This is a genomic window from Lederbergia sp. B243.17 (genome assembly GCF_057657925.1).
Genome location: NZ_JBWBKF010000071.1, coordinates 1 through 13,947 on the forward strand (window position 1 = coordinate 1; position 13,947 = coordinate 13,947).

11 protein-coding genes are annotated in these 13,947 nt (G+C 36.9%); 5 read left to right on the plus strand and 6 right to left on the minus strand.

Annotated features, from left to right (window positions below):
- Nucleotides 1-584: 584 nt before the first annotated feature.
- The 5 genes from AC0TWI_RS12745 to AC0TWI_RS12765 all read left to right on the plus strand — a co-directional run bounded on the left by AC0TWI_RS12745 (nt 585) and on the right by AC0TWI_RS12765 (nt 9,193).
- On the plus strand, nt 585-4,157 hold the full coding sequence (locus AC0TWI_RS12745; RefSeq protein WP_488126718.1) for an AAA domain-containing protein: 3,573 nt from the start codon (nt 585-587) through the stop codon (nt 4,155-4,157).
- Nucleotides 4,158-5,639 (plus strand): phospholipase D-like domain-containing protein, encoded by a 1,482-nt coding sequence (locus AC0TWI_RS12750; RefSeq protein WP_488126719.1) that lies wholly within the window; start codon nt 4,158-4,160, stop codon nt 5,637-5,639. It abuts the gene before it with no gap.
- Nucleotides 5,640-6,565: 926 nt separating this feature from the next.
- The gene (locus tag AC0TWI_RS12755) at nt 6,566-7,819 is read left to right on the plus strand and encodes an ATP-binding protein (protein WP_488126798.1); all 1,254 of its coding nucleotides are present in this window, start codon (nt 6,566-6,568) and stop codon (nt 7,817-7,819) included.
- Nucleotides 7,820-7,958: 139 nt separating this feature from the next.
- Nucleotides 7,959-8,543, plus strand: a complete 585-nt coding sequence (locus AC0TWI_RS12760) for a site-2 protease family protein (protein ID WP_488126720.1) — start codon at nt 7,959-7,961, stop codon at nt 8,541-8,543.
- A gap of 14 nt (nt 8,544-8,557) precedes the next feature.
- Complete coding sequence (locus tag AC0TWI_RS12765) at nt 8,558-9,193, plus strand: PadR family transcriptional regulator (protein WP_488126721.1); 636 nt, start codon at nt 8,558-8,560, stop codon at nt 9,191-9,193.
- 33 nt (nt 9,194-9,226) lie between these two features.
- Here AC0TWI_RS12765 and AC0TWI_RS12770 read toward each other — a convergent pair whose 3' ends face one another.
- The 6 genes from AC0TWI_RS12770 to AC0TWI_RS12795 all read right to left on the minus strand — a co-directional run bounded on the left by AC0TWI_RS12770 (nt 9,227) and on the right by AC0TWI_RS12795 (nt 13,945).
- On the minus strand, nt 9,227-9,637 hold the full coding sequence (locus AC0TWI_RS12770; protein WP_488126722.1) for a DUF3021 domain-containing protein: 411 nt from the start codon (nt 9,635-9,637) through the stop codon (nt 9,227-9,229).
- A gap of 2 nt (nt 9,638-9,639) precedes the next feature.
- Nucleotides 9,640-10,092 carry a LytTR family DNA-binding domain-containing protein gene (locus tag AC0TWI_RS12775; RefSeq protein ID WP_488126723.1) on the minus strand — a complete coding sequence of 151 codons (453 nt, stop codon included), beginning with the start codon at nt 10,090-10,092 and terminating at the stop codon, nt 9,640-9,642.
- 58 nt (nt 10,093-10,150) lie between these two features.
- The gene (locus tag AC0TWI_RS12780; RefSeq protein ID WP_488126724.1) at nt 10,151-10,879 is read right to left on the minus strand and encodes an ABC transporter permease; all 729 of its coding nucleotides are present in this window, start codon (nt 10,877-10,879) and stop codon (nt 10,151-10,153) included.
- A gap of 14 nt (nt 10,880-10,893) precedes the next feature.
- Nucleotides 10,894-11,613 carry an ABC transporter ATP-binding protein gene (locus AC0TWI_RS12785; protein ID WP_488126725.1) on the minus strand — a complete coding sequence of 240 codons (720 nt, stop codon included), beginning with the start codon at nt 11,611-11,613 and terminating at the stop codon, nt 10,894-10,896.
- A gap of 141 nt (nt 11,614-11,754) precedes the next feature.
- Nucleotides 11,755-13,347: a YndJ family protein gene (locus AC0TWI_RS12790; protein ID WP_488126726.1), complete on the minus strand. Its 1,593-nt coding sequence runs from the start codon at nt 13,345-13,347 to the stop codon at nt 11,755-11,757.
- Nucleotides 13,340-13,945, minus strand: coding sequence for a DUF4166 domain-containing protein (locus AC0TWI_RS12795; protein ID WP_488126727.1), 606 nt, complete (start codon nt 13,943-13,945; stop codon nt 13,340-13,342). Before AC0TWI_RS12795 ends, AC0TWI_RS12790 begins: the two co-directional genes overlap by 8 nt.
- Nucleotides 13,946-13,947: the final 2 nt, after the last annotated feature.

The following is a 13,947-nucleotide window of genomic DNA, read 5'->3' on the forward strand; positions in this document are numbered from 1 at the left end:
ACAATAATATCTTCTCCATCTCTCCAAGCCCCCAGCTAAGTTATCTTGAAGCACAAGCATAACTTAACAGGAGTGATATTTGATAGAAGAGTGTTTATTCCTGTTTAGCAAGAACTGTTAACTTTAGTTTAGCAGTCACACTATCCTGTTACTGTTTTTTTTCATAACATTCAATCCAAATATTACAGATTTCCAAATGCTTTTTAGCAGTATATTTTTTATACGTTCCTTTACGTACTTCTAGTTGAATTTAGCAAGCTCAGCTTTTGTTTTAAACCTACTCTTTGTAGTAGACATCTATATACCTATTAACGGATCTGTACCTAAATATATCTTAACTTGATATCGTGTTTCTTTATTAAACTTAATTTCGTAAGACATTATTAAATTATGAACGTAAATTAGGTGATTATTAATAAAAACGAAAATAATAAGAGGAAAGAATATCTAGAATTGAATTATACAAAAGCATTTAAAAACACACATATAAAATGGTTCTTTTGTTATGACTTTCTTCCTTTTTCTTCACAAAATGTAATATAATTATATTATATTTTGTTCAGAAGAAAGAAGAGGTGTCTACAATGAAATTTATTAAAGATAGGTATAAGATTTTAAAAAAATTGAACGGTGGTAATATGTCTAATGTATACTTATGCATAGATTTCGATCGAGATCAAGAAACAGTTGTAATTAAAACATTTGAGTGGACAGACAATGACTCTACTGATTTATATAAGGCACTTTTTAATAGAGAAATAGAAAATTTAGAGAAACTTCAAAATGAGCATATAGTTCACCTTTTAGAAAAAGGTATAGATATAGAAAATAAATTGAACTATATTGTTTTAGAATATTTTGCTGGAGATTCTTTAAATAAAGTAATTTATAATGGATTATTTAGTGAAAAACAAAAGATAAAAATTATATTAGATATTTTAGAAGGGTTAGATTATGCACATTCTAAAGGTGTAATACATAGAGATATTAAACCATCAAATATTCTAATAAACGAGTCGAATGAAATAAAAATAATCGATTTTGGTATAAGTAAGATTAAAAACAGTATGTATAAAGATTTTACAATGAAAAATTACTTAACACCAAAGTATGCATCTCCTGAACAATTTCTATTAAAAAATATAGATTTTAGAAGTGATATTTATTCGGTAGGAATTGTTATTGCTGAAATTTTGTTGGAAAAAGAATTTGAATTTGAAGAAAATATCATTGATTATGTAAAAAATAGCGAATTGGATGAACGTTATATAAGCATAATATTATCAATGATAACTGTAGAAGTTGATAATCGTATTAATACAGTGAGCGAATTAAGAAATAGGTTTCAAGAATTTAATAAAAAAGAAAGTAAAGTTTATGGATTAGGATTTGCAGATTCAGTTCTAAAAAGACTATGTCAGTTTGGTTACCTCGAAAATGAAAGTCGTAGTGAAGCTAGTAGACTTATTGCTAATGATCTGAGTACGTCAATAATTTATATGGCTAATGATAATAATTTGAGAAGTGACCAGAATACTTATAAATTGTACGGAAAGCAATATGAATATAAGTGTGTAGTTGATAAAAGAACGGATACTACATTTACAATTATAGCAATACATTTCCCAAGTAAATCTCAACATACAACCAACAAAGAATGGGCAATTACTCAGGATGGTGAATTTGAAGTTTGTGTTAGTGTAACTAAAGATAATGATTTCGATAATATTCATGAATTGATTTCAAACTTTGAACTCGAATATAGAGCGAAAAAACTAAAAAATGATCAAGAAATTAGTGAAAAAAATAGTATACAAAGATGGGAAAAAGTACTTCGTGTATTAGAACAAGATATTGAAGAAAATAAATCTACATTGCAATATCGTAACTTTGAAGTAGACTCTTTGGGAGAGAAAGTCATTGTTGAACTAAAAAATGAGATTTCAGAAAAAGTATTTGATGATGAACAGTTGTTATGTATGACTTCAGCGTATAGCATAAATAGAACTAAATTAGCAGGATATTGTATAGACTCCGACGGTGATAAGCTTATTATTCAACTTAGTAAAGATGCAAGTCCAGATGATTTTGCTAAGTCAGGGGAGATTTCTGTTGATAATAGAATGATAGAAACAGCACTAAATCGACAAAAGAAAGCTCTCAAATCTATTCAGTATAGGGAGTTAAGTAACCCTAAAATTGCAGATTTATTAATTAATCCTGAAGAGGCCATGTTTTCCGATTTGTTTATTGATTTGGAATATTATAGTGAAATGGACGATTCTAAGCAAAAAGCTGTTGAAAAGGCAATGTTAGCTAAAGACATGTTTATATTACAAGGGCCGCCTGGCACAGGGAAAACTACTTTTATAAGTGAACTTGTTAATCAAATATATAAAGAGAATCCAGATAGTAAAGTATTAATTTCTTCTCAATCAAACGTAGCTGTAGATCATGCATTAAATAAAATTAAAGATATGCTACCGAAATTATCTCTTTTACGTATAGGTAGAAAAGAAAAGTTATCGTTAGGTGCAGAAAAATATATGATTGAGGAACAATTGTTTGAATTAATTGAGGGTATTAAAAAGAACAGTTTAGAGTATATAGATGGCTTAAAAAGTCATATTAATTTAGATGATTCTTTAATAGAAAAGTATGAAAAAATTATTGAAATAGACCGTTTAAAAGAAAACTTAGAAACGGTAGATGAAGAAATTTTAAAAACTCAAACTAGACTCGACATTATTATAAAAAATTATGATGAGCTTAATAAGTTAAATGATGAACTGGAAAAGATTATTCATACCTTTAATAAAGAAACCAAGGAATCGGATGATATTGAATTAAATAAGATTAGCAAAATGTTTAGGGATAAATTTATAAATTTTGGTAACCAATTTTTACTTAATTTAGATAAAGTAAAGAACTTATCAGGTGAAAAAAATGAACTTGAAAATTCTTTAATTGAAACTATGTACAAATCTGATGAAGTTAAGCGTCAATTGAAAGATGGATATCTATATTTGGATGTCGAAGATACAGAACAACTATTTAATTTGAGAGAAGAAGTAAACTATACTATGCAAGGAAACAAAGAAGAGTTAGAGTTTATTTCTAAAATTGAAGGTATTCAAAGTGAATGGTTTTCACGTATAGGTACAGACGAAAAATTATTAGATGTATTGATAAAAAGAACCAATATAATAGGGGCAACGTGTTTAGGAATTTCAAGTCTTTCATACAATAGTGATATTGTTTTTGATTGGGTAATAATTGACGAAGCTGGAAGAGCAACAGCTCCAGAATTACTAGTGCCAATTACATTGGGTAAAAAAATAGTCTTAGTAGGCGATCATAAACAATTGCCCCCTATTTTAGATAAAAATATACAAAATTTAGATTTACAACAAATAAATATTAAATTAAAGGATTTAGAAAAAAGTTTATTCGAAGAATTAATGTTAAATATTAACGATAATTGTGTTGGTAGATTGGAACAACAGTATAGAATGCATCCTGCTATAGGTAACTTAGTAAGTAAAGTATTTTATGAAGGAATGTTAGAATCCAAGACGACGGTAACTCAAAGAGACCATGGTATTAAAAAATGGACTGGAAAAGGTGCTGTGTGGCTTACAACTGCTAAAAGTCCAAAAAGATATGAACAAATTATAAAAAGTAATTCACATCAAACATATCAAAATGAATTCGAGGTTAATGTTATTTTTACAAAATTATTAGATATGGAGAATGAATACTCTGCTAAAAATTTATTTAAAGATGTTGGAATTATTGCAGGATATCAGGCTCAAAAATCCCTAATTCGTAAAGAATTTGAAACCAAATATAAAGATAAATTTAAATTTCTAAATATCGAAATTAATACTGTAGATGCCTTTCAAGGAAGGGAAACTGATATAATTTTTTATAGTATTGTAAGAAGTAATGAAAAAGGTAAAATTGGGTTTTTAAGTGATGCTAGACGTTTAAATGTAGCCTTATCTAGATCGAAAGAGTTACTAATTATTGTTGGTGATCACCTTTCAGTAACTAAAGAATCTATGACGTTTGATAATTTAGAAAATCCTTTTTTAAAAGTATACGAATATATTACTTTAAATGAAAATATTTGTTCTTTAGAGGAGGTATTATAGATGATAGAAAAATTAGCGGAGAAATACAAAGATTCAGTTCCTGAAGGGAAGTTAATGAAGTATGTTTATGCAGCTTTTCCTGTATATAAAGTTCATCTTAATATAACGCTCCTCAAGAAGAAAGATATAGGTATAGTAGAAGAATTTATACTGAAATTATTAGATATAAATATTAATGATATAGCGCAAATGTCAAATATTTTAGGCATTGAAACTAAACTCATTATGGATTCTATTGCAGTTTTATTTAAAGATGATTTAGTGGTTATCTTAAATGATAAACCAAAGATAACAGATAAAGGTAAGGACGTTTTACGTAATTCGAAATTAATAGTACCTGAACAAGTAAGCTTTCATTTTTTAATAGATGGTTTTACGGGAGAAGCCTTACCCCATAAAGCGTCTTATTCAGCAAAAGAGGTAAAACAAAAAGATTTCCATGTGTTGTTACCAGATAAGGAAATGCCTGTTGTAAAAGAGATTGCATTTAATGATATTGCAAAATTAATTAAAAAACATAGATCTGAATCCTTAGATGATACATTTAATGGAGATTTAATTTCTATTAATGAAATAGAAAAGGCTTATACTATGTATAAAAAAAGGAGCTTATTAGTTTTCTTAGATAAGAATAATAACTTAGATGTAAAAATATTTGATGGTTTAGATAGAGAAGTTGAATATGAAAATATACTTTTAAAAATGCAAGAATCTGGATTAAATCAAATTCCGCTTGATAAAAAAGACAAAATTGATGATATAAAAGTCACTAATGATTTAACGCAACTAATTACAGAAGAAACAATTCAACAAGCTAAGGCAAACATTATTGAAAGTAAAAATACAAAGATAAATGAATTCGTTGTAACGAGGTTAATTAAAGAGCACGAGAGTATTTTGAAAAATCCAGATGACTTACCAGAAGAGGAAGTATACTCAAAAACACAAGAAATTAAAATTCTAAAAAAACAGCTAGACGAGTTGAAAAACAATAAAGTAAATACTACGAGATTTATAGAGACATATGAGCATAGATCTATTCTAATTAATGCTTTAAAGAAATCAAAAAAACTAGTGGTAATATTATCTCCTTGGATAAAATTTAGTGGTTTTGATAATGAACTCCAAAATGAAATAAAAAGTTGTTTAAGACGTGGCGTTAGGGTAGTTATTGGTTATGGTATAGACATAAAAGATGATAGTGATCCAAGAGCTATTGAAAAAATAAATGATATGAAAAAACGAAAGTATGGGAATAAATTAACTTTTAAAAAATTAGGGAACACTCATGAGAAAGTCTTATTAGTTGATGGTGAATACGTCGTAATTACTAGCTTTAATTGGCTATCGTTTAGAGGGAACCCAAATTGGGGCTTCCGTCAAGAGTCTGGAGTTTATACGGAGAATAAGGATACAATTAATCAAGTAATTAATAGTGTCAGTGAAAGGATGGAAATACAAATTGAAAACTTTTTGAAATAGAATAATAAAAAAGGTATTGATGATGTACAAATTTTCTTAGATACAAAGGAAGGTCAAGTTTTACATACACATAGGCTATATTACAGAATGAAAACAATGATTTTATCAAAAGCAAAATCACGATTCATTTATTATGAAGAAAAGATAGGGTTTCTAATGGCAAACTTAATCCTAAAAATATTTGTTTATTGGGCTTTCTTTTGAAGAAAAATAATGTTTTGTTTGATGCATACGAAGGGATGTTCAGGAACTGAAGGATTTATATAATTTACAAGTTATATCACTTAAAGCTTAAGTTATACAGGAATCTTTAAAAAGACTATTAGATTACTTAATTGAATAGTTAGTGTTTGGCTATTGATATTTATAAAATATCTCCGTATGCATTTTTGTAAACCTAGCTATTTCCTGGTTAGTCTAATAAATGGAGGGGCGAAAACCTTTGAATTGCCTAATATTGAGGAGTTTCTAAGTAACTATGTAAGAATATCCGCCGTCTCCATTTTAATTGTTATGGAACTATGAGAATATAACCGTAAAGCCATCCTTGGAGGATGGCTTTTTCTAATAGAGATCAAAAACATCCCAGCTGATCCCTTTCGACCTATTAGAAGTGCCTACTTAATCTCTGTGCAACTTCTGTGCAAACTTTTGTGCTATGAAAATTGTTCAGTGTGCTTCTGTTTTGTTGCAAAAGAGTGCGATTAATGATAATATTTTTGCTAGAAAGTACAGTTTTTCTGTTAATTGTTGCAATTTGCATAGAGAACTTCGTTTCGTCATCCGCTTTTTTGGATTCACGCCTTGTCCATGCTATCTTTTCCACCAAATCTATGATTGGTGGATGTTCTTTTTATTAGGGGAAATTACTGAATATTACAATTTGCACAAAAGCTGCCATATAGAAAGGATTATATGTATTGAATGTGGGACTTAACCTTTTATTGAATTTATTACTTATCATCTTGATCACGAGCATTCAGCAGTTCTGGATAGAGAGCCGGCCGCGCAATAGATTTGAAAGTAAATGGTTGATCCTGCTTTCAGCTGCTTTCATCATCCTGTTTTCTATGGCGTTCAGCACGCATGAGGTGGATGGTTTGCAATTTGATTTGCGCAGGGTGCCCCTTTGGTTCGGAACTTTATACGGAGGCCCTTTTGTCGGGCTCGCTTTGGCATCTGAAACGGTACTGATCAAGCTTTTGTATGGGACTCCGGGTCTTGACGGAACAGTCATCAGCACATTTGCCTTACTATTGGCGACAATGGTGATACGAAACTATTATTTTAAATGGACCCTCTTCGTTAAAATGGCTGTAGGGGCAGGCATCAATGTCATATTTTCAATCGTCGTTATTCAGCTTTATGGAGTCGGCGACTATAATCCTTGGCAGCTGTCCATAGGCTATATACTGACAAATGTTACGGGAATTTTGTTTGTCGGGCTGTCAATGGCCTTGTTGAGCAAGAATTATAAATACAGGATGAAGCTTCACCAGGATGCAAAACAGGAGATTATCAGCCATCTGGCTGCTTCTGTGAATGATCAAGTGAAGAATCCTTTAGCCACGATAAGAGGGCTGTTGCAATTGCTTGAAAGCGACCCATCTTCAACTCCGGAAAAGCGATCGGAGTTTTATAAGCTTGCGATTGAAGAAATAGATCGGATTGATGAGGTCATAACCGATTACTCGATTTTTGCAAACCCATACTATGATGGCCTTCAGGTGTTGAATACGAGAACATTGATTGCTGAAGCACGGGAAGAAATCCAATCGCTCGCCGATCAGGCAGGTATCCATGTTGATGATATGAATGTCGGCAGCTGTTATTTCCTTGGGGAAGGCAAGCAGATGAAGCAAGTAGTTGTTAACCTGATGAAAAACAGCATAGAAGCAATGGATAGAGAAGGAATCCTTCATCTTTCAGCAGAGTACAGCAAGCGCCAATGCATCATTCGTGTAAAGGATAACGGGTCTGGGATGGATGAGGAAACACTTGATCGACTTGGAGAGCCTTATTTTTCAACGACTCAGGCCGGTTCTGGGCTAGGGATGATGATAGTTTTCAAAGTGGTCGAGAGCCTTGACGGGAGAATTGATATTACAAGCAAGGTAAGGGAAGGGACGGAGGTCACTCTTTCTTTTCCGGCAGTAAAGCAACCGCATATTCACCAATGATCTGGACAGCGAGAAATGGCCGGCAATATTGCTGGCCATTTTTATTGCCATGATTATAAATATTTATATATAAATATTTACATATTAAAAAGAATGCATTATGCTGTGGATACATCATCCTAGCAAGGGGGATTCAAATATGTATCTGTTTTACTTTCTCGTTGGTTATTTTGCATTGTATTCGGTAATTTGGTTACATGAAGTGGGCCACGGTGTCATGTACGCCAAATACAATTGCAAGCTCAATCCTTTTCATGTGCAGGTACCATTGTATTTGTTTTTTTCAACGCCGAGGCCGATTGATGAGGAAAGAGCACGTGCTCTCAGTTATAAACAACTTTTTCATGTAGGAATTGCTGGAATTGTGTTGAATTTATTGATTGGAGTTCCACTTTCTATCGTGTTGTTGATCTTGGAGTTCCCACATACGATCGGCTATTTTTTCGTGTTTTCATTTGCTTTGTTTCACTTGGTCGAAGCGGCGACGTACCTCGTTATCAGCAATCTGTTTCTTTCAAGTGATATGCTGCTCGTTCAACAATACAGACCAGCGTACAGACTGCCGTGCATGATAATTGGCTTATTTACGGTGCTGCTTATCTGCGTTTTTCTATATACTTGTCCAGAGAGCTGGAGGCTTGTGCTAGTCCTATTTACAAGTATCATCACAATCAGCATGGGAGCCGGACGGATTGTCTTTACAAAAATTAGCTTGTCCAGATAAAAGGAGGAAAGAGAATGTCATTGCGTCATGGGATATTAGGGTTGCTTAGTAAGTGGGAGGCATCGGGATACGACATAAAAAAAGAATTTGATGAGTATATGAGTGTGTTTTGGCATTCACATTTATCACAGATTTATCCGGAATTAGCGAAGCTCGAGAAGGCGGGGCTTGTAAAAAGCAGGCTCGTACCCCAAGAGGGGAAGCCGGATAAAAAGATGTATGCCATTACAGACGAAGGAAAGGCTGAGCTTTTTGAATGGATGACAAAGCAGCCGGATTCTCCGAAGATTAAGGATCCTTTTCTGATGCAAACGTATTTCATGGACAATTTATCACCAGAAGAAGCGATCTATCATCTTACCTATTATCGGAAAGAGAGAGAAAAACGGCTTGAAAGTATGGAGAAGATCGTAAAGGAGAAAATGAAAAGCCTCAAGGAGAGAAATGTATTTTCTGGGCGGATTCTATTTGCCATGGCGGTTATGGTCAGGGGAATGGAAGAGGAGAGGCAATATATTTCATGGTGCAGCAGAACAATTGAACTTGTGGAATCATCCCAATTCATTTGGGACGATGAAACAACAACCCATACATATGCTGATGCTGAAAATCTGATCCGCAAGTATGCCGGACCCGACTTTCTTGAATAACGGAACAGAGCCGGCGAGATGTCCGGCTCTTTCTTAAAGTCCATTTAATTCTTCATTCAGCTTGTCAGCTGTTTTCCTGAAATAAAGGTAGAATGCGGTCCAAATTATGGCATAGATGACGAGAAAGAGGAGACCGAATCCGGCAATCGCTACCCCGGTGAATGGCACCCAGCCTACCCAAAAGCCAACGAAGAAAAATAGAATGCAAACCGAAATGAAGTGGTACAATGTTGCTCGGGACAATGACAGCCTCTCGTTTTCGAAAAACAAAGGAGTGACCGTATAAAACCAGCCGCAGGCAATAGAGCCGAGCGCATTTTTCGCCAAAATGGCGGAATCCAGCGTTTCTTTTTTTCCAATATAGATGATGGCGAAAATCATCAGCAAGGCCAGAAATGAGCCGAAAAAGATCCCAAGCACGCTTCTTTGAATGAATGTTTTCATTCTCATTTCCTCCTGTTCATCTTTAGGGCTTCTTTGATGCCGCTCACATATGTACGTGAGACATATTCTTTTGCACCTGATTTAAAGTAGACACATAACGTTCCATTAAATGACGCTTCAAAGCGGCTCAGTTCATGCAAATTGGCAATGACGGATTTGGATAGCCGGATAAATTTCGAGGATGGCAGCATTTCCTCAAGTTCATAAAGCTTTTCCCTGAGAGAGTAGGAGCCAGTTGCCGTCACGGCTACAACCCCCTCGTTTTCAGTATGAAAATAGTGGATATCCTCAGGCTTCAGTATATGCTGCATTTCCTCAATCCTGCCGACAAGGAATTCGGTCTTCCGCCCTTTGACGAAGTCGACAATTTCCTTGACGTTATCATCCAGCTCCTGGCAATGAATGGTTACTCGCGTTTCGCTGTGGCTGCTGTCAATGTCTAAAGATACCTTCATACCCATGCCCCCCTCTATCTATACTTCTATCGTACCATCAGAAGGGCTTAGTTACGAATCATTTTTTTCTTCTCAGGAGAATCAGGCAGACAGCTGTAACACCTACTGTATAAGCGATTGACAGCAGTGCCGAGCGGTCGAAGGGCAGCCCGTTCCAAACAATGGTGAAAAGCTGATTCATATGATAAAGGGGATTCAGTTCCGCTATCATTTGTACGGACTTTGGCATCATATCAATCGGCAGTGAGAATCCGCCGGTGATCATCACGATTTGGAAAGCGACGATCGAAAACACTAGAGCACTGTTCATCGAGTTGAAAAAGGAAAAGATGGCAGATGACATGATGAGCAGCACGGCATTCAATAATATGAAAGCAAGATAGGATAAAAGAAACTGCATCCAACTGATAGAGAGACCATAGACTGCTAAACCGATTCCTGTAACGAGCATGTAGCCGAAGCTGGTAATGATGACTGATTTGGCGATGCTGGACAATAAGAGAATCTTTTGCGGAACAGGGGAAAGACTGATCCGTTTTTCAACACCTGTCGTCCGGTGCACAACTTGTTCAAACCCGAAGGCGAAGAAGGTGACGCCGAACGTGATGAGGAGAATGAATGAAGGGGTATAAGTCTCGGCATAGCTTAAATTCCCCGCGTATGTTGCATTTCCAAACAATTCTCCCATGAAAAGGTATGTGACCGGCGGTACGATAATGGTAAAGACTAGATAGAACAACTCCCGTGAAAACATAATCAAGTCGTATTTCAATTGCGTTGCAAACATATTTAATTCCTCCCTTATTGTGCTACTTTTTCAAGATAGAAATGGTGGATCGATTTGTGGCCGGATGCGAGTATGTCAGTCGTTTCCGCAAATACTTCGGCTTTTCCTTCATTTAAGAGCATGACTTTGTCACAGTACAATTCAATTTCGTCCATATTATGAGTTGTTAAGATCACCGTTCCTCCAGTCCGTTTGTTGTAATCGGTAATGTAAGACCAGAGCGTGTTGCGCATATGCGGGTCAAGGCCGGTTGTCGGCTCGTCGAGTATGAGCATTTTCGGTTCGGATAAAAAGGCGATCGCCAAGCTGACAATTTGCTTCCAGCCTCCTGAAAGTTTATCAAAATAGGTTTTCCGATGAGGCTCAAGTCTGAAGTCCTGGATCATCTTGTCAATGTCCGCTTTCGAACGATAATAAGCCTTGAATAATTTCAGCAGCTCTTGGACTTTCAATGTTTTATAAAATTGAGTCGGCTGCAGAACCGCGGAAATTTGCTGGCGGATTTGTTCAAGCGAGTTGGTTGGCAGTTCCGCTATATTTTGATCAAAAAGGAGGACTTCTCCTTCGTCAAATTGTTTAAGTGTCATCAGAATTTCAAGAAAGGTGGATTTTCCGGCTCCGTTTTTACCAATAACCCCGATGATTTCCCCGGGCCCGGCTTCAAAGTCGATTCCATTCAGTACAGTTTTTTCCCCGTAAGCTTTTCGCAAATTCTTTACTTCGACGATTGTCATTCGTCATCCCTCCAACTTGTTTGTACTCTTAGTATAAGAAGGGATAAAAGAAAAAGCCGCCAATTTTCAGTGACCCGCATGTATTTGACGGTCACTTGCAAAAATTGAGCGGCGAATTGCAGATCATAAAAAACAACCTGCTTAGCGAATACGGTAAATCTCATATTCAATTTTTAAAAAGGGAATTTGAAAAATCCACATCTGGTGAATGGCAGTCAATGTATCAGGATCCTTTTCTTGAACGATGAAGCATTCCTCAATCGGGAGCTTCATGGTAAAGCGGGAAAAGCTTACATAGATGCCAGCCTGCGTGCTTGGCGATGTTCTGCCTGAGCTTGAACTCGTAAGCTTTAAGGAATGTCCGCATTGTTCCAATGCCAGAATGCCTGTCATCGTCGACCAGGGGAGGGGAAGGGCTATGTTCATGTATGTCTGGTCGGCAGTATGCAAGGAATAGAGCGCAAGGAATGCCGTCTCGCCATATATATCCCGAACCCAAGCGCGCACGTCCCTTCGTCCATCCATACCGCTCTGAACCGGATAGAGACCGCCTTTCATTTCGACCGGTTTCTGAGACAAAGGCAAGTTGATCTGTTCGGTCCATCTGCTGAAAACCCGGTAAACTGCAGCCGAGGGAATAAACCAAGGTGCCCATTTTACCCGGGCAAACAAATGATAATCAATCGTGTTTTCATAGAAGTGGATAATGGAAGGAGAAAGAGTTTTTGTATCGATTGCCGGTTCATATGCTGACATATCTTCCACAAGGCCATACACTGTTTTTTGACTGTGGAAATCTTGTATTTGGCTGAGCAGCTGCCGGCCGATTTTTCTCTTCCCGCGGATTTTGCTGACAGGAAACTCTTTGGCCGGAGAAGGAAGAGGAGGTTGCAATCCCCAGCCGATAACACCGAGCAGTCCGAAGATGACAGCATTTGCTGCTCCGTGAAAGATCAGCATGGCATTGATTGAAACAGACCGAAATGCAAAGAAGAGCGACAGGACAATCGTAATGGCGAGCCCTGCAAAAGAGGTCCGGATGCAAAAGGCTTGAGCTCTGCTGGCAAATCGGACTTTGAACGCTAAAACGATCAGTCCATAGATACCGATACTATAAAGAATGACCGACAGGACTTCCAGCCATTGTGAAACGGCTATCCCCGCAGCGACAAGGAGGGGTGACAGGATGAGGACAAGACTCACTGCTGTGTACCCTCCAGGTTTTCGGATCCTTCCGAGTAATCCTGTGTAAACAGGCAGAAGGCAGGCGGAATAATGAAAATGGATGGCTGTCAGCCAGGTAATAAGCGGCGGATAGCCTGTATTCCACTCTGCGGTATAGGCGAGAAACCACCCTCCGCCCATAATCAGGAAAATGAGTCCAATAGTAATCGAAAATTCTTCGATTGCCGTAAAGCCGGTATGAAGAAATCGCCAGATCCCGTAGAGTCCAATACAGATGGTAAAAGCAAAGTATACACCTGCAAGAACTGTCTTCATTGCAGGCTCCTCGATGAGCGGAAGCATGGATACGGCTAGATAGACGGGGATGGCTATATAGGGGTAAACCCTTGAAAACCATTTCCTTTCCCTTACGATGATTTTAAGTATGAGCGGTAAGAGAACGAGCTGGGCAAATGTCAGCAAAAGATAAGGCCAGGCAAAGCCGCTGAGTGCGGCAGCGGCTAAAAAAATAAAAAGATGCAAAATCAGATACCTGCTGTTGTTAATCAAGAGCAAATACCCCCTTATATAGGAACAATGTTCCGATTAACGGATTGGCGACATGGACGTCAATGCAATACTTACTGATGGAGTCATCGTAATTCTCCAATACAGCAGCATCTGCCTGCAGGAGGCGCGGCAGCGGTATGCTCGTCTTTCCGAGGATAAGTTTCTGGCCAGATGAGCGTATAGCCAAACCGCCATTCTCTGCTACAGAGAGATGCAGATCGGAATAGAGCAAAGCCGGTTCGCCGAGATAGTCTTGAATTACACTCCGACGCGAATCCAAGCTCATCAGTGCATTAAAGTATCTTGGTCCTTCCGGAAAGTAAAAAATCCTTTCCCAGTGTACTTGCTGCTCTTGGTTTTTGCCTTTAGCAGGCGTATTTATAATGGTAAAAGGTACATCATGCCCCCGCTCGGAAAATAGCAGTTTTTTCCCCTTGTAGAGCCGGCTGAATGGAGCAGCGATCAGCGGGACTCCTCTTATGTAATTCATCGTTCCATGCGCCGATGCAGGCCGGTTGTCTGTAAAAGCGTAACGATGCTGGAGCATGGGATGCAGGCGCTTGAAATCGTCACCCAGTACGTATTCATAAATTGACAAGT